The following is a 15,333-nucleotide window of genomic DNA, read 5'->3' on the forward strand; positions in this document are numbered from 1 at the left end:
CCGTCATTCCGTAACCGTCTTGGCGAAGCACCTGGCTAGATCTTGGGGCGCTCCAAGCTTCTCTGCCCAGCTTGCCAGTTCAGGCTTTTCCGACGGATCGGCATAACCGCCCCATACTTCGCGAAATTGCTTCTTTCCGTTGACCGTCTGGAAGAACATCATGCCGTCATCGCTAAGGGGTGTGGTGACGTAGGCGGCACTCCAGTTCCTGCTTTCTAGGATCGCGAGGAATTTCACCTCTGCGGGTTTCACCTTCTTGGTAATCGCCGAGGCGACGAGAGGGGCATATTCCTGCTTGCGCGCCTCTGTCACTTCGACCTTCACGCCGTCGCAATCGTTCTTCGCGGCGAGAGCGGGCGTCAGCGTCATTCCCAGCCCCATGAGGCCGATCGTGACGCTTTTTGCGCCTCGATGGATAAGATCGCTGTATCCACACATGAGTGGCCTCCTCCTTCCTTGCAGCGGGAAGTCTGCACCGGCGCTGGGAGGCCGGCCGGCGATCATGGCATCACCGCCCAGCGCCGGTGGAGATTCAGTGGGTTGCCTGGCATGTTCCGAACGCTGTCAGGACCACCTCATGCGACACCACGGTGAAGGAAACGCCATCCTCCGATTTGGACGTCTGGACGATCCATCCCGTAAGCCCATCCACGCCTTGCAGGGTCAGATTGTCTCCCACGCTCGACAGCGTGTCGACGGTGGAGACATGCGGCAGACCGTCGGCGCTCGTGCTCGCGATCACCCGATCGGTGTAATGGACGAGGACTCTCGCCGGCAATGCGAGGTCGCCAAGCGAAGCGCTTTCGGCACAGCCGCCATCCGCCTTGCAGAGCTGCGCCTTCGTCAGCGTGCAATCGGCGGGTGTCGGCAGTGCTTCCGTGGCAGGCTGCTGTGCCGGTGTTTCCGTCTTGGCTTCCTGGGCCAGCATTGTGCCACTCATGCAGGCGAGTGCAAGAGCCGCGATGGTGAATCTATGCATTGGAGATGCTCCGTATGTTGAGCCAATCGATCAATCCGCTTCTCGCCCATGGTCCATTGCCAGGGCAAACAACCTGAACATGGCCTGTCGGAAAAGCGCAACCACTTCCAGAACCTGCGCTAGTAACAGGGCGGATAGGGTGGATAGCCGCAATAAGCCGGCGCATAGACTGGCGGATAAACTCGCGGCGGTGGGTAATAAACTGGTGGAGGTCCCCCATAGTAGTAGTATTTCTTATGCTTATGCTGGGAGGCCTCGATAGCAGAGCCCACTATGGCGCCGGCGATCAGGCCGCCGATCAATGCCCCGCCATGATGCGCCCGGGCGGGTGTGCTGGTCATGATCATCATACCGGCGATTGCGGCCAAGGCAGCCAGTTTCACAGGTGACACTAAAGTCATCACTCGATCTCCGTGGATATCGTCCCGGGAGAGGCTCCCCCTCCGGACACCGAATGCGGCGACGAGAAGATCGTTCCCGCACCGGTCGTCAAAAAGCACCGGGAAGGTTAATGGTCGTATTCGAGCGCAACGTTCATCGGGCGCTCGAGGGTGTCGTAAGGTAAAAACGAATTTCGCCGGCCGCGCTCAGCGCGGCCGACGGGAATGTAAAACTGTGATGGCGGTGAAGGTCAGAAGACCTTCCGGTCCTTCTCCCACTGCGCGACCTGCCTCTCGGCGTCATCGCGAGCGATGCCATAGATGTTCTGGATGCGCCCGATCAGCTCTTCGCGATTGCCGGCGATGACGTCCAGATCGTCATTGGTGAGTTTTCCCCACTGCTGCTGGACCTGGCCCTTGAACATCTTCCAGTTACCCTCGATACGATCCCAGTTCATGAGTTCCTCCATGCGCTGACATGTGCCTGAGGACAAAATGCGCCTGTGACCTGGTTGTTCCCTCGCGCATGATCCGGAAAAGTGGATACCGGTTTTCCGAAAGATCATGCGCAAACAAAAGGATAAAGCGCGATGGTGACTCGAGGAAAAACCATCGCGCTTTAATGTCAGAAGGCTAGATCAGCTCGCTTTGCGGCATGGTCAGCCGGTAGCTGATGCCCTCGGGGGTGAATTCGAGCTTGGCTTTGCCCTGTACCGACAGAGGCACCACCTCTTCGAGGAGGACGCGGCCGAAATGCCGCGCATTGGGCGGCGCGACCTTGGGGCCTGCGGTCTCGGTCCACAGAATCTGGAACAGGGGATTGGCCTCGGAAGCCTTCGCGATGAGGGACCAGGTGATGTCGACCCGGCCGGTCTCACCCGACAAGGCGCCGAATTTCAGTGCATTGGCGGTGAGCTCGTAGAGCGCCAGCGCCACATGCTGTGCCGCTGACGGCCGGAGCGACATCTGATCGCCCCCGTAGTGCACGCGCTCCGCCGCCTTGCCGGCGAAGAGCAGCACTTGCGTGCGAATGAGCTCGCCCATTGCGGCGCCCCGCCAATTCTCGTCGGTAAGAATGTCATGGGCGCGCGACAGCGACATCAACCGGCCGGAAAATCGCTGATTGAACTCGTCGATGGTCGAAGACGTCTGGCCGGTGCGGTTGGCGATGCCCTGGATGACGGCAAGCAGGTTCTTCGACCGGTGCGCCAGTTCAAGCAGGAGCACCCGCATATGATATTCGGTTTGCTTGCGCTCGCCGATGTCGATGGCGGCACAGAGCAGGCCCTTCTCTTTCCGTTTCTTGTCCAGGCTGGCAGGCGCGATGCGCAGTTCGAACCATCGCGGCTTGCCGTTGACCAGCATCTGGAATTCGACGGTCTGCGGCTCGCCGCTCTCCAAGGCCTTGCGCTTGGCCGGGACAATGATGTTCACGGTTTCGGCGGAAAAGATATCCTCATCGGCGTGGCCGACGAATTGTTGCGGCTGGTAGCCGGCGGGCGGGTTGTTGACCCATACATATTTGAGATCGCTATCCTGGTGGTAGAGCATGGCGCCCGACAGGCCCACCGCCGTCGAGACGTCATTGAGCATCGCGGCCGCTGTCGCGTCGCGCTCCTTGTTTCCCCTCTTGTTGCTGTTTGCCGCCTGTCGCACGATATACGCTTGAGGTCTGTTACGGGAAAGCACGGCAGAGTACTCGAAACATTGGGACTTGTCTCAACTCCCTTTTGAGAAGGCCCGGAGCGGTTCGTCCGCTCCGGGCCGGGCAAGCTCGTTATCAGTTACTGTTGCGGCGTCGTGCTCGAACCGCCGCTCGGCGTTGTCGGCGTCGTCGGCGACGAGCCTGAAGCCGGCGCCTTCACCAGGAACAGGGTCTTGTCGAAGGCGGGAGCCTTTTCCAGCTCCTCACGCGAGGCCTGGACCGTCAGCTTGATCGCGTTGTTCTCGTCCTTCGTCACGGTGATCTTGTCCAGAGGCAGGGCCACGTCCTTCTCGCCCATGCCGAGGAAGCCGCCGACACCGACGATCACCGCCTGGATCGCGCCCTTATCGTCGAAGATCAGGTCGTTGATGTCGCCGATATTCTCGTCTGTCGTCGTATAGACGGCACTGCCGATGAAGCTCGTGGCGAGCACCGCCTTGCCGGCATCGACCGTCACGGCGAGGTTGGAATCCGACGGCTTGGGTTGCTCAGCCGTGGTGTCGTCCTTCGGCTGTTCCGAAGACTTTGACGGATCTGGTGCCGTCGTTGGCGCTTCAGTGGACGGTTGCTGCTTCTGCTGCATCTCCTGGGAGGGCTGCGTGGAAGGCTGCTGGTCCGGCGTCGTCTGGGCAAAAGCAACTGCGCTCGCCATCAGAGCCGCGAGCGAGATTGCAGGGATGGCGAATCTTTTCATGAGGGAACTCCTTGAATTCTCTGGCCGTCACTCTCCTAACGCGCTTTTCGCGCATCAGGTTCCCTTAACAGCCAGAGATAGCTTGCGTTTTCGCGTTTTCTGGTCCGGTTTTCCGGTGCGGCGCTGAGCCTTGAGGAGCTCCTTCTCCGCCTCCATGCCGGCAATGACCGCGGCCAAGTCGAAGCCCTTGGCGCGCGCATGTTCGGCGAGCTTGCGATAATGGTCGCGGAACTCGTCGAGGCTGTTCTGTGGTAGATTCTCGAGGTCGAGGAGGGCGTTCTCCGCCCCGCGGCTGGCGCGGATGAGTTCGTCGATCTTGATCTGCAGCGCCTCGGTGTCGCGGTTCTGCGAGTTCTGGATGATGAACACCATCAGGAAGGTTATGATCGTCGTCGCCGTGTTGACGGTGAGCTGCCACATGTCGGAATAGCCGAGGAAGGGCCCCGCCGCCGCCCATGCGATGATCAGGCAGGCGGCGAGCGCGAAAGCGACGGGGTTCCCCGCCTGGCGCGCCACCCAGGAGGTCACCTTCGCAAAACGGGCATCGATCTCCTTGCTGCCCGTGCTCTGCTGTTCGTGTTTTGCCATGGCTACCAGTAGTAGGGCACGCCATAATGGTCGTGGATCCGGCTTTCCCAGTTGCGGTCCTGCCACGCATCATCGGTGAATTCAGGCGCGTCACGCAGCTGCTGTTCGCTGACCGCGGTGCGATAGCCCTCGAGGTCCATATCGTAGGACAGCGCCGACCAGGGCAGGGGATAATGATTGTGGCCGAGGCCCATGAAGCCGCCGAAGCTCATCACCGCATAGATCACCTGACCGGTCTTCTTGTTGATCATGAGATGATCGATCTTGCCGATCTTCTCGCCCTGGCGGTCGAAGACGCTGGTTCCCTCCACTTGCTGGGATGAGATCAGATCGTGATTGGGATGGGCGCGTTCCATTGGTTCTCCAGGGAACAGGGCGCCGAAGCGCCCTGAGTGATTACCTGAGTGATTAGCGGCTCTGGTCCGGCATTTGCCGTACCGGATCGGGATTGCCCTGCTGGCGATCCTTGTTTGGATCGAAGCCGCCCTGCTGCTCGCGATCGGGATTCTCGGCCTGCTGTTGTTTCTGGCGCTTATCCTCTTCTTTTTGCTTCTGGCCCTGGACGTGCTTCTGGTCCTGCGGATTACGATTGGTCATGATCGTCTCCATATTGGGTAAAAGAAGAGCATCGCGCCCCGGAAGGTGAGCGCGGTACTCGCCGATTCAACGCCGGTTATCGGGTTAAGTTCCACGAAACACTAGCCAAATTGGATGGCTTCGCGGGTCGCTATCTGCCCCTTGATCTCTTCAGGAGGATGAGGCCCGCCGCGATGATGAGGCCCGCCCCGATGACCGTATAGGCGTCTGGGATCTCATTGAAGGCATAATAGCCGATGAAGGCCGCGCCGATCAGCTCCAGATACACCAGAGGTGCCAGCATAGAGGCTTCGGCGAAACGGAAGGCGGCGATCGACAGGAGATGGCAGAGGGCCGAGAACAGGCCGAGGGCGAGGAAGAAGACGAGGTCGTTCCACTGCGGCACGGCCCAGGTAGCGATGGCTTGCGGCGTCAGCAAGAGCGTGCCGACGGCGCATTGGAATGCAAGCGTGCTCAAGGGATCGCTCCTTTGCGCCGCGAGCCGGGTCGCCACCAGGTAGATGCCGAAGCACAGGCCGGCAGCGAAAGCGAGCAGGATGCCGGGATTGATCTCAGTGCCTGGCCGCAAGATGACGAGCGCGCCGAGGAAGCCCAGAACGAGACTGAGCGTCTTGGGCCAAGTCATGCGCTCCTTCAGCACGAAGACCGACAACAGCACCGCGGCGATCGGACCGATGAAGAAGGCGCTGATCGCGGTCGCGAGCGGTATGCGCGCCAGAGCGAGGAAATAGAGGGTCATCGATATGACCAGGAACAGCGTGCGCAGGACATGCGAGGCACGCCCTTCTGTGGGAAAGACCTGTCCGCGGGGGCGCAAGGCGGCGATCGGCAGCACGATCAGCGATGCCACCATATAGCGCGCCCAGCCGAGGAAGAGCGGTGAATAAGCGGCACTCAGATATTTGGCCAAGCCGTCCACCGTGGGGATGGACAGCATGGCCAGCGTCATGAGCAGGATGCCGGTAGTCGACCGTGAGGATGATTGATTAGTCATGATCTTTGGCAATTACCCTCGGCCGTGAAGCGGGAAGAGGGAGGGTGAGGGGCATTTTGTGAATTGTCGATTTCCCGTTTTCGTTTGTGCAACTGGAGCTCGTGATAGAGCGTTATACGCGCCTTAGAAAGCCCCTCACCTTCCCATTGCTCTCGCCTTCGCGAAGCCAAGGATTTGCTTCGACGGAGAAAGGTAGCACTGCTTCGGCGGAGCAAGGGCGCAATGGGCCCCTTCCTCTCCCCGCTGCGCGGGGCGAGGATCAAATCAGCGATAGCCCGTCACGTCGATGGGCTTGCCCGCCTCGCGGACTTCCACGATGAAGCGGAAGGCGTCGGGCCGCGATCCGTCGAGATCGGTGAAGCCATAGACCTGCGCCAACCCGCCGCTCGACAGCGATTGCCCGTTGAAACGCGCTCTGTCGGGATCGGCGGCGAGCGCCGCCACCGCGCGTCCGACGAAGCGCGGCGTTTCCGATATCGCGAAATCCGGCACTTTCGCCGTGGCCTCGCGCCAATTGTCCTCGCGCACGCCAAAATGCTCGAGCATCATCTCCGAGCGCAGCCAGCCGGGCGTGATCGCAACCGATGTCGCGCCATGGGGTTTGAGGTCCTTGGCATGCGCCCACGCCATGCGCGTCACCCCGACCTTGGCGAGATCATAGAAGGGCGACAGCCGGTAATGGGTCGCATTGTAGTCGGCGGTGCCGTCCGTCACCTCGACCAGGAGGCCGCCCGGCCGTTCGATCAGCAAGGGCAGGGCGTGATGCGCGGTGATGAGATGTGTGTCGATGCCGAGGCGCAAGAGCCTGAGGCCGTTTTCGAGATTGTGCTGCCACACCGCCTTGTTCCATTCGAACAGCTTCTCGCCGCCCCAGATGTCGTTCACCAATATGTCGAGGCGGCCTTGCTCGTCCCGGATGCGCTGGATGAGCTTGGCGACCTCGGCCGAGACGAGATGATCGACCTCTACGGCGATGCCCTTGCCGCCAAGCGATGACACGATCTCGGCGGTTTCCTCGATCGTCTCGGGCCGCTGATATTCGGATGGCTTCAGGCGGGTCGTCCGGCCGGTGACATAGACCGTGGCCCCGGCGGCACCCAATTCGGTCGCGATGCCGCGCCCGGCGCCGCGCGTCGCGCCCGCCACAAGCGCGACTTTTCCCTGAAGCTTCATGACTCTCCTCCAACTGACTGACGCCTTGCCAATGACCCGCAGAATAATATATAAATGATCGTTCGTTTATAAATGAAAGTCAAGATGCCGCGTCCAAAAACCCAGTCCGACGAAAAAGTGCTCGCGGCCGCCCACCGGCTCATCCATCAGGAGGGGCCGGAAGCCTTGACCTTCGCGCGCCTTGCGCAAGCCTGCGGCTTGGCGCCGGCCACCCTGGTACAGCGCTTCAAGACCAAGGCCGGGCTCATGCAGGCGACCTTGCTCTATGCCTGGGACGGGCTCGATGCCAAGACCGCGCAGCTCGCGGCCAGTATGCCGAGGACGCCGCAAGGCGCTGTCCGGCTATTGACGGCGCTTTCGGGCGATTATGGCGGGATCGAATCCTATGCCGAGGGCTTGCTCATCTTGCGCGAGGATCTGCGCGATCCGGTGCTCCGCGCCCGCGGCACCGCCTGGCGTCGGGCTTTGTCTGAGGCGCTCGACCGCTGCTTCTCAGGAATTCCGTCGGCGCCGAAGGATGTCGGGCTCCTGATGGCCACGCACTGGCAGGGCTCGCTTCTGTGGTGGGGCTTCGAGCCTGAGGAGGACGTGGCGCGCTTCGTCGAGAAGAGCCTCAAGCGCTTCGTCGCGGCAATTTCTGCTTGAGCGTGAAGAATTGCGCCCAAGGATCGCGCTTGCGGTGGCTGAGCCGCTGGCGGAGATTGTCGATGGTGAAGTGATTGGCCCTGATGCCGGTCTTGAGCTCGGCCCAGGTGAGCGGCACCGAGATCGTCGCCCCGTTCCGGGCGCGGGTCGAATAGGCGGCGACCGCCGTGGCGCCGCGTCCGTTGCGCAGATAATCGACGAAGATCCGGCCCTTGCGCCGCGACTTGCTCATCACCGCCAGATACTTCGATGAATCCGCCGCCATCGCTTCGGCGAATGTCTTGGTGAAGGCCTTGACCTCCTCCCATTGCGCCTCGGGCACGATCGGGCTCACCACATGGAGGCCCTTGCCGCCCGTGGTCTTGACGAAGCTTTCGAGGCCGAGCGCCTTGAGCCGCTCCTTGACCTCGACCGCGGCCGCAATGACCTCTTCCCAGGCGACGTCTTCGCCCGGATCGAGATCGAAGATGATCCGGTCCGGCTGCTCGAGCTTATCGACGCGCGATCCCCAGGGATGGATCTCCAGCACATTGGCTTGCACCAGCGCCAGGAGCCCATCGAGATCGCGTATCGCCATCATCGGCTCGGCCTCGCCGACATCGACGGGCTCGAAGGCATTGCCCGCGCCCTCCCACATATGCTTGGCATAGAAGCAGGACTTGCCGACGCCGCCTGGGCAGCGCACCAGGCTCAGCACCCGGCCGGTGACATGCGGCAGGATCCAGTCGGCGATATCGGTATAGAACTCGGCGAGGCCCTGTTTGGTCATGCCGTCTTGCGGCCAGAGAATGCGATCGGGATGCGTGAGCTTGGCGCCGCTCGGCACCTCCTTGGCGCGCGTCCCCTTCCGGTTCCAGGGTTCCTCGAGCACGACGTCCTCTGGCGCCTTGTCCTCGCGGATACCTTTGAAGGCAGCCTGGCGCAAAAGCTTGTCCGGGCTCCAGCCTCTGAACTGGATATCGGCGACGAGGCGGGGCTCGACCCAGCGCACGCCCTCGAGCGATTCCCGCTCGATCGGCCGCTTGAATTTGGGTTTTGCCGTCTCGATCGCCGAAAGACCGCTACGCAGAGCGAGCGCCGTCTCGTCGGTGAAACCGGTGCCGGCGCGCCCGGCATGGACGAGCTCCTTGCCTTTGCCCTCATAGAAGCCCAGCACCAGCGAGCCCACCGCCTGGCGCGAGGTCGAGGACGGCACATAGCCGATGATGATGAACTCATCGCTCAAGGTGCATTTGGACTTGATCCACGTAGTGGTGCGGCCGCTGCGATAGGGCGCATCGGCGCGTTTCGAGATCAGCCCTTCGAGCCCCATCTGGCAGGCATGCTGGAAAATGGTGCGGGCGTCGCCCTCGTCCATGTGCTGGCTGTAGCGGATCAATGACGATGCGGGAAGCGATTGGCAAATCTCCTCCAGCGCTTCCTTTCGCTCCGTGAGGACGACGCCGGTGAGATTGACGCCTTCGCAATAGAGAAGGTCGAACAGGAAATAGCCCAGCCGGTCGCGCCGCCCGTCGCGCAGGTCGCTTTGCAAAGCGGTGAAGGTCGATATGCCGCTCTCTTCCTGGGCGACGATCTCGCCGTCGATCAGGGCGGAGCTCACCGGCAATTGCTCGAGCGCCTTGGCGATGGTCGGAAAGCGCTTTGTCCAATCAAGTCCCGTTCGCGTCAGGAGCTTGATCTTGCCGCCATCGATCCGTGCCTGCATGCGATAGCCGTCCTGCTTGATCTCATGCAGCCAGCCCTTGCCGGTGGGCGGCCCATCCTGTGTTTCCGCCAAGGCGGGCTCGACGAAGACCGGCAGGATGCCCTTCTTGGCGCCTTCAAGCTTGCCGTAGCGCGCGGCCGAGGCGCCGCTTTCCTTCCTGATCTTCTCACGCGCTTTGTGGTCGGGCCTGACCCGCTTGCGCTTCTCGAGATCCTCATTGGTGAGGCCGGAGATGACGGAGGTGAGCTCGGTTGCGGAAGGCTCGGGATCGGCGGCGCCGATCGAATATTCATCATCGCCCTTGAACAGCAGCCAGTTGTCCTTGGTCTCGCCGGGTTTCCGCTTCATGCGCACGAAGTGCCAGTGGCCTCTGAGCCGCTCGCCATTCAGCGCGAAAATGAACTTGCCCTGCTTGATGCCTTCGCGCGGATCGCCATCGGCCATCCAGGTGCCGCGATCCCACACGATCATGGTGCCGCCGCCATATTCGCCCTTGGGGATGGTGCCTTCCCAGGTGAGATAGTCGAGCGGATGGTCCTCGGTCTGGACCGCGAGGCGCTTGACGCCCGGAACCATGCTGATGCCCTTGGCGACGGCCCAGCTCTTGAGCACGCCGTCGAGCTCGAGCCTGAGGTCGAAATGGAGCCGGCGCGCGTCATGGCGCTGAACGGCGAAGCGCCAGGCCTTCTCTCGGCGGATCTTGGGCTTGGGCTCGGCTGTCCTGGTGAAATCGCGCTTCTCGCGATAGGCCTTGAGACGGCCGGACGCGCGCTTCTTGGGCTTTTTCGCAGAGCTAGGCGTCGCCATGCGAGACAGGATCGAGCTTCGTCATGCGACGAACATAAGGCGTTCCGTTTGGGGAAACCAGTCTAACGCCGGCTGCCGCCGCCCGCCTTCTTCTTCGGCGGGGATTTGTCGCCACCCTTGGCCGTGGCGGCTTTCTGAGCGGCGGGCTCTTTCGCCACCTTGTCGCCTTTGACGCTCCGCTTCAAGGCATCCATGAGATCGACGACATTGGTGCCGGTCGGCCGGTCTTCCTTTGTGGCGACGATCTTGTGGCCCTTGGCCTTCTCCTTCACCAGCTCCTGCAGCGCCGTCGAGTAGCGGTTCTTGTACTGCTCGGGTTTGAAGCTCGCAGCCTTGCGGCCGATGAGCTCGCCCGCCAGCGCCACCATCTCCGAATCGAGCTTCTGGTCGGGCAGGTCGCCGAAATACTGTGCCGTCGATCTGATCTCGTCGGCATAGCGCATGATATGCATGCCGATGCCCTGGCTGAGCGGGCCGACGGCGACGAGATATTCGCGTCCCGACATGGTCACCTGGCCGACGCCGAGCTTGCCGCTCTTCTTCAGGGCGTCGCGGATGACGAGATAGCCTTCGACCGCATGCTCATCGACCGGCACGAGATAATAGGGACGCTCGAAATAGCGCGGATCGATCTCCTCGGTCTCGACGAACTGCTTGAGTTCGAGTGTTTTCGTGCTTTCGAGCTTGATCGCCGCGAGCTCTTCCGGCTCGAGCGTCACATAGGTGTTCTCGTCGACCTCATAGGCCTTGACGATGTCGGCATTGTCGATGGGGCCCAGGCCCTTGACGGTCTTGGTGTAATTGATCCTTTGGCCGGTCGGCTTGTGGATCTGGTTGAATTTGATTTCGGCGCCCGGATCGACGGCATTGTAGGCGGCGACGCCGACGGAGACGAGGGAGAGCCTGAGGAAACCCTTCCAATAAGCGCGCCCTGGAGCTGCCATGATACTCACCACTGACCGACCAAACTTCTATTCAAAGTGTATCGTGTCGTCTGTGGTTCCTCTACGGAAACAAACCGAAAACGCACTATGCGGTTAGCGAATTCTTCCCACAAGATGTGGGTCCAACCACACGGATCGTCATTGTAATCTTCGAGCCGGGATGCGATTCTGGCGTCCATCGGACATCGAAAGGCGGAAGCTCATGACCCTCAAGCGCCTTGCTCTTTGTTGCACGCTTCTCGTCGCCTTTTCGGCGGCGGAGTCGGGATCCGCGAATGCCGATTTCCTCACCGACATCAAGCGCGGCGCCAACAAGGTTGGCCGCGCCATCGGCGAGGGTGTCGAGGATGCGGGCAATGCCATCGGGCGCGGCGCGCGCAAGCTCGGCCGCGACATGGAAAGAGGCTATTGCAAGCTCTCCGAGAACCGGAAATGCCGCGTCAACAGCAGCGTCGGGCGCGACAAGAAAGGCACCTATGCCTATGACCCGAAGAACCCCAAGAAGAAGTACCGCGGCGATGACACCGATCCAAAAGCCACCGATCGTGACAAGGAGCTCAGCAAATTCGCCGCCTATGTGAAGACCAAGGAGTTGACGCCGTCCGAGATCGAGGATCGCGACGTCTACAAGTTCCGGCGCTTCCTCTTGCCCAATGCCAAGCTCGGCGAAGGCTTCCCCGAGAAGGAGAAGCTCGTGCCGCCGACCAAGTCGGGCGAGATCCGCCCCTGCTGCGAGAAGGGCGGTGGCGGCGGCTTCCTCACCGACCGGCTCGACAAGACGAAGCTTCGCTTCTATGGCGGTGCCGATTATCTCACCAAGCCCGGCGATCCGATTTATGCGACGATCGATGGCTGGGTCGAGATGCGCAAGGATCCGCGCAAGGAATTCCAGGGCCTCATCTTGCGCAACAAGGACGGCTACCGCGTCAGCATCTATTTCGTCGAACTGACACCTGAGATCGACAAGGCGCTGAAGGACAAGAGCCGCTATGAGGTGAAGGCTGGCGAGACCGTGCTCGGCAAGGCCCAGGACCTTCATCCCGTCTATCCGCCGGAAGTGCCCAACCACGTCCATGTCATCATGTCGGACCCGAAGGGCAATCCCATCGATCCGTCCGGCAAGATCCTGCTCGAGCGCGCGCCGAAATCGGTGCCTGAGAAAATGCCCGAGAAGAAAGCCCCCGAGGCGAAAACATCTGAGACGAAGACACCTAAGACGAAAGCACCTGAGACGAAAGCACCTGAGACGAAACCACCCGAGACGAAGGCACCCGAGACGACAGCCAAGCCCTAAGGGGAGAAGGCCGATGAAATCTCGAAGCACTTTGATCGCCATCGCCGCGGCCCTATGGCTGCAGAGCAATCTCGCACAGGCTCAATTTCTCTTTAGCTTGGATGAGCAATCACCCGAGGTGCCCGCAGTTAGCCAGGCGGACATTCTCGAAAGCGGGCTCGGCGTGGTCATATCGGCAACTGCGCTGGGACTCCCGGCTGCAACGGAAATCGACGGGTTGAGCTTCGGTCACGACCAGATCGTCCCGATCAGCCCGACGGCTTTCGTCGCCATCTTTTATTCTGTTGATCGAGCCACCCGAGGCTTGCCGGCTGGCCCCCAACCAGGGGCCGGCGCGGTACGCGTGCAGGTCAACGGCAATGGTGCTGCCGGTGATATCTTTTTCCTGACGGCCCGCTTCGCGCCTGGCGTGGGTATGGTGCCGATCACGCGTGGGCTCACGGCGGACTCGGTGGCACTTGGCCTCACGCCCACGGGCGGTGCCGCCAATGAGTCCGACATTGACGGCTTGGTGTTCACGACGGGTGCCACAAGCCAAAGCGTCTATTTTTCAGTACGCGGCCCTGTGCCCGGTCAAAACTGGGGGCCGGCGGACATCATTCGCGTCGACATTGATCCGGCGACCGGAGCGGGAACACCGCCGCGCGTTTGGGCTACGGCCGCGCAGTTGGGGTTGGGGCCGAACGTCAACATCGATGCACTCGCCATTCGCAACCGCGACCAGAACGATCTTACCCCAGATGATGTGGTCTGGGTCAGCCTGAACCCTCCTCCCGCCGCTCCACTTCCTCCCGGCGAAAAAATCATACAGGTCTTTCCCGGCCCGCTTCGTCTGGTGGTGAACTCCCGTGTGCTCAATGTCCTTCCCGGCGACAATGTAAACGGCATAGCCGGCGTGGACCCGGACAAATTGGGGAAACCAAAGCGGCCTCCACCGCCACCGAAAGAGCAGCAACGAAAAAAGCCTGAACGGAAGCAGAAGCAATCAAAATAGCGGCAGTGCAATATCGGTCACTGTGATCGTTTGTCGATCGCGAGGGACTCGAGCGCAAGGCGCCGGAATCTGCGGAATGAATTTCGATCGCCGTCGACCTTCATGCGGACCAGCGTTCCCTCATAGCAATCGATAAGAAAGGCTGCCGCCTCTTTGGCATCGAGCCTCGGATCGACTTCGCCAGCGGCCTGTGCCTCTTCCAGCAATCTGCGCAGCTGTCTTTCCCAGGTGACGAACACCCGGGCAAGCCTTGCCCTGAATTCGGGGCTGCGCGCGGCGGCGGTCTGGCTCAGGACCCCGTAAAGGCACCCTCCAAGAGGCGCTTCGGCCAGATGCAGACGTTCGGCCGCGTCGAAATAGTCGCGAAGCCGCTGCAAGGGGCTGCGGGACGTGTCTTTGAATATTTCAGCGCGCATGTTGACATAGTGGCGCTCATAGGCGTCCAGAACCGCGCCGGCGAACTCCTCCTTGCTCTTGAAGAAATAGTAGAAGGAGCCCTTGGGCACGCCGGCCGAATGCAGGATGGCGTTCAGACCGATTCCGTCGAAACCTTTCAAAATCAAGACCTTGAGGCCTTCGGCGATCAGCCGGTCACGGGTCGGGTTATTTTTTTCCAGCATGTCTAGTAGACCAGTTTACTAGTTGCTAGCCATAGCGCCATCCTCTCACCGCGTCAACCGGGTGGGTGACGTGAAAAAGCAGCTGAAGGAGACAACGCCATGTCCGACGTCAATCCGCTTGGCCCAATGATGCATCTCAAGGAAATCGAGCGAGAGGCTTTGGCCCTTCGGACAGCACCAATGAAAAGCCGTCCCGCGATTCCCAATGCCGCATCGGGATGGATCATGAGGCTCCTGAAGCGGCTGAGCATTTCGCTGAAAGCCATGACCGCAGCCGGCAGCGCGCATGTCCGCAGACAGTAGAACGCAAGCCGTCTCACGATGATCGCACCGGTGAAAGGCTGGTGGCTTGCTGTCGCCTTCTCAAGGCGGTATCCTGACCTAGGGGGATTTCTGCAAAATGAGAGATGAGGGTGCTGGGTTCAGCGCCCCTCCAGTAGTTTGTGCTCAACAGGGAGGAGTTTTAATGCCAGTTGCCATTCATCCGTCGGTCGACAATGGATTCAAGCCGGCTGCCGAAAACTTCAAGGGCGGCACGCTTACGTGCAAATGCGCGAGCAATCCGGTGACGGTCAAGATAACGAGCCAGAGCGCCCATAATCACGCTTGCGGCTGCACCAAGTGCTGGAAGCCGGAAGGTGCGGTATTCTCGGTCGTCGCCGTTGTGCCGCGCGACAGCCTTTCCGTCACCGCCAATGGCAACAAGCTCAAGGTCGTTGATGCCAATGCCACAATCCAGCGCCAAGCCTGCACCGGCTGCGGCGTTCATATGTATGGCCGGGTCGAGAACACCAAGCATCCTTTCTATGGCCTCGACTTCATCCACACGGAGTTGTCCAAGGAGCAAGGCTGGTCGCCGCCGCAATTCGCGGCCTTCGTTTCCTCGATCATCGAATCCGGCGCGAAACCCGATCAGATGGGCGCTGTCAGAGCGAGGCTCAAGGAAATTGGCCTCGAGCCCTATGACTGCCTGTCGCCGCCGCTCATGGATTACATCGCCACCCATGTCGCCAAGGCCTCGGGCGTCCTCAAGGCCTGATTCCGCGATCCTGTCTTGGGGTGGACGGCCCGGCGCCCGCCGGGCTAGATCGATGAAAAATGCTGAAGGAGAATCGTGGACATGAAAACCCGCGCCGCCGTTGCCTTTGAGAAAGCCAAGCCGCTCGAGATCGTCGAGGTCGACCTCGAAGGTCCGCGCGAAGGCGAGGTGCTGG

At 61.1% G+C, this 15,333-nt stretch carries 18 protein-coding genes; 5 read left to right on the plus strand and 13 right to left on the minus strand.

Translation table 11 applies throughout. The features are described 5' to 3' along the window. Positions 1-3: 3 nt before the first annotated feature. The 10 genes from DS839_RS19125 to DS839_RS19175 all read right to left on the minus strand — a co-directional run bounded on the left by DS839_RS19125 (position 4) and on the right by DS839_RS19175 (position 7,110). On the minus strand, positions 4-438 hold the full coding sequence (locus DS839_RS19125; protein WP_119272043.1) for a hypothetical protein: 435 nt from the start codon (positions 436-438) through the stop codon (positions 4-6). Between the two features lie 94 nt (positions 439-532). Next, on the minus strand, positions 533-979 hold the full coding sequence (locus tag DS839_RS19130) for a hypothetical protein (RefSeq protein WP_119272044.1): 447 nt from the start codon (positions 977-979) through the stop codon (positions 533-535). A 631-nt stretch (positions 980-1,610) separates the two neighbouring features. Beyond that, positions 1,611-1,817, minus strand: a complete 207-nt coding sequence (locus DS839_RS19140; protein ID WP_119272046.1) for a CsbD family protein — start codon at positions 1,815-1,817, stop codon at positions 1,611-1,613. 175 nt (positions 1,818-1,992) lie between these two features. Continuing rightward, positions 1,993-3,015, minus strand: a complete 1,023-nt coding sequence (locus DS839_RS19145; protein WP_162918662.1) for an HWE histidine kinase domain-containing protein — start codon at positions 3,013-3,015, stop codon at positions 1,993-1,995. Between the two features lie 128 nt (positions 3,016-3,143). After that, positions 3,144-3,758, minus strand: a complete 615-nt coding sequence (locus DS839_RS19150) for a PRC-barrel domain-containing protein (protein ID WP_119272048.1) — start codon at positions 3,756-3,758, stop codon at positions 3,144-3,146. A gap of 54 nt (positions 3,759-3,812) precedes the next feature. Further along, the gene (locus tag DS839_RS19155) at positions 3,813-4,346 is read right to left on the minus strand and encodes a low affinity iron permease family protein (protein WP_119272049.1); all 534 of its coding nucleotides are present in this window, start codon (positions 4,344-4,346) and stop codon (positions 3,813-3,815) included. Positions 4,347-4,348: 2 nt separating this feature from the next. Next, the gene (locus DS839_RS19160) at positions 4,349-4,702 is read right to left on the minus strand and encodes a PRC-barrel domain-containing protein (protein WP_119272050.1); all 354 of its coding nucleotides are present in this window, start codon (positions 4,700-4,702) and stop codon (positions 4,349-4,351) included. Between the two features lie 52 nt (positions 4,703-4,754). Beyond that, complete coding sequence (locus DS839_RS19165) at positions 4,755-4,943, minus strand: hypothetical protein (protein WP_162918663.1); 189 nt, start codon at positions 4,941-4,943, stop codon at positions 4,755-4,757. Positions 4,944-5,073: 130 nt separating this feature from the next. Then, on the minus strand, positions 5,074-5,937 hold the full coding sequence (locus DS839_RS19170; RefSeq protein WP_119272052.1) for a DMT family transporter: 864 nt from the start codon (positions 5,935-5,937) through the stop codon (positions 5,074-5,076). A gap of 264 nt (positions 5,938-6,201) precedes the next feature. Continuing rightward, positions 6,202-7,110 (minus strand): SDR family oxidoreductase, encoded by a 909-nt coding sequence (locus DS839_RS19175; protein ID WP_119272053.1) that lies wholly within the window; start codon positions 7,108-7,110, stop codon positions 6,202-6,204. Between the two features lie 84 nt (positions 7,111-7,194). Between DS839_RS19175 and DS839_RS19180 the strand changes: the two genes are divergently transcribed. Further along, positions 7,195-7,755, plus strand: coding sequence for a TetR family transcriptional regulator (locus tag DS839_RS19180; RefSeq protein ID WP_119272088.1), 561 nt, complete (start codon positions 7,195-7,197; stop codon positions 7,753-7,755). Here the strand turns inward: DS839_RS19180 and ligD are convergent. Both ligD and ku read right to left on the minus strand, forming a co-directional pair. Beyond that, on the minus strand, positions 7,724-10,267 hold the full coding sequence (gene ligD / locus DS839_RS19185) for a DNA ligase D (protein ID WP_119272054.1): 2,544 nt from the start codon (positions 10,265-10,267) through the stop codon (positions 7,724-7,726). The two genes, DS839_RS19180 and ligD, sit on opposite strands and share 32 nt — an antisense overlap. A gap of 62 nt (positions 10,268-10,329) precedes the next feature. Then, on the minus strand, positions 10,330-11,211 hold the full coding sequence (ku, locus tag DS839_RS19190; protein ID WP_119272055.1) for a non-homologous end joining protein Ku: 882 nt from the start codon (positions 11,209-11,211) through the stop codon (positions 10,330-10,332). Between the two features lie 202 nt (positions 11,212-11,413). Here ku and DS839_RS19195 point away from each other — a divergent pair, with 202 nt between their 5' ends. Together DS839_RS19195 and DS839_RS19200 are read left to right on the plus strand one after the other, a co-directional pair. Next, on the plus strand, positions 11,414-12,505 hold the full coding sequence (locus DS839_RS19195; protein WP_162918664.1) for a M23 family metallopeptidase: 1,092 nt from the start codon (positions 11,414-11,416) through the stop codon (positions 12,503-12,505). 13 nt (positions 12,506-12,518) lie between these two features. Next, complete coding sequence (locus DS839_RS19200) at positions 12,519-13,499, plus strand: hypothetical protein (RefSeq protein ID WP_119272057.1); 981 nt, start codon at positions 12,519-12,521, stop codon at positions 13,497-13,499. A gap of 17 nt (positions 13,500-13,516) precedes the next feature. On the opposite strand, the gene DS839_RS19205 is transcribed toward DS839_RS19200, so the two are convergent. Further along, the gene (locus tag DS839_RS19205) at positions 13,517-14,119 is read right to left on the minus strand and encodes a TetR/AcrR family transcriptional regulator (RefSeq protein WP_119272058.1); all 603 of its coding nucleotides are present in this window, start codon (positions 14,117-14,119) and stop codon (positions 13,517-13,519) included. 99 nt (positions 14,120-14,218) lie between these two features. Here DS839_RS19205 and DS839_RS19210 point away from each other — a divergent pair, with 99 nt between their 5' ends. After that, the gene (locus tag DS839_RS19210; protein ID WP_119272059.1) at positions 14,219-14,422 is read left to right on the plus strand and encodes a hypothetical protein; all 204 of its coding nucleotides are present in this window, start codon (positions 14,219-14,221) and stop codon (positions 14,420-14,422) included. 163 nt (positions 14,423-14,585) lie between these two features. Beyond that, a complete protein-coding gene (gfa, locus tag DS839_RS19215) occupies positions 14,586-15,158 on the plus strand; it encodes an S-(hydroxymethyl)glutathione synthase (protein ID WP_119272060.1) in 573 nt (190 codons plus the stop codon). Positions 15,159-15,333: the final 175 nt, after the last annotated feature.

The sequence above is a fragment of the Taklimakanibacter deserti genome, assembly GCA_003574785.1.

Coding starts and splice junctions, on each gene's coding strand:
- DS839_RS19125 (WP_119272043.1), bottom strand. CDS start 438: ATGTGTGGATACAGCGATCTTATCCATCGAGGCGCAAAAAGCGTCACG.
- DS839_RS19130 (WP_119272044.1), bottom strand. CDS start 979: ATGCATAGATTCACCATCGCGGCTCTTGCACTCGCCTGCATGAGTGGC.
- DS839_RS19140 (WP_119272046.1), bottom strand. CDS start 1,817: ATGAACTGGGATCGTATCGAGGGTAACTGGAAGATGTTCAAGGGCCAG.
- DS839_RS19150 (WP_119272048.1), bottom strand. CDS start 3,758: ATGAAAAGATTCGCCATCCCTGCAATCTCGCTCGCGGCTCTGATGGCG.
- DS839_RS19155 (WP_119272049.1), bottom strand. CDS start 4,346: ATGGCAAAACACGAACAGCAGAGCACGGGCAGCAAGGAGATCGATGCC.
- DS839_RS19160 (WP_119272050.1), bottom strand. CDS start 4,702: ATGGAACGCGCCCATCCCAATCACGATCTGATCTCATCCCAGCAAGTG.
- DS839_RS19165 (WP_162918663.1), bottom strand. CDS start 4,943: ATGACCAATCGTAATCCGCAGGACCAGAAGCACGTCCAGGGCCAGAAG.
- DS839_RS19170 (WP_119272052.1), bottom strand. CDS start 5,937: ATGACTAATCAATCATCCTCACGGTCGACTACCGGCATCCTGCTCATG.
- DS839_RS19175 (WP_119272053.1), bottom strand. CDS start 7,110: ATGAAGCTTCAGGGAAAAGTCGCGCTTGTGGCGGGCGCGACGCGCGGC.
- DS839_RS19180 (WP_119272088.1), top strand. CDS start 7,195: ATGCCGCGTCCAAAAACCCAGTCCGACGAAAAAGTGCTCGCGGCCGCC.
- ligD (WP_119272054.1), bottom strand. CDS start 10,267: ATGGCGACGCCTAGCTCTGCGAAAAAGCCCAAGAAGCGCGCGTCCGGC.
- ku (WP_119272055.1), bottom strand. CDS start 11,211: ATGGCAGCTCCAGGGCGCGCTTATTGGAAGGGTTTCCTCAGGCTCTCC.
- DS839_RS19195 (WP_162918664.1), top strand. CDS start 11,414: ATGACCCTCAAGCGCCTTGCTCTTTGTTGCACGCTTCTCGTCGCCTTT.
- DS839_RS19200 (WP_119272057.1), top strand. CDS start 12,519: ATGAAATCTCGAAGCACTTTGATCGCCATCGCCGCGGCCCTATGGCTG.
- DS839_RS19205 (WP_119272058.1), bottom strand. CDS start 14,119: ATGCTGGAAAAAAATAACCCGACCCGTGACCGGCTGATCGCCGAAGGC.
- DS839_RS19210 (WP_119272059.1), top strand. CDS start 14,219: ATGTCCGACGTCAATCCGCTTGGCCCAATGATGCATCTCAAGGAAATC.
- gfa (WP_119272060.1), top strand. CDS start 14,586: ATGCCAGTTGCCATTCATCCGTCGGTCGACAATGGATTCAAGCCGGCT.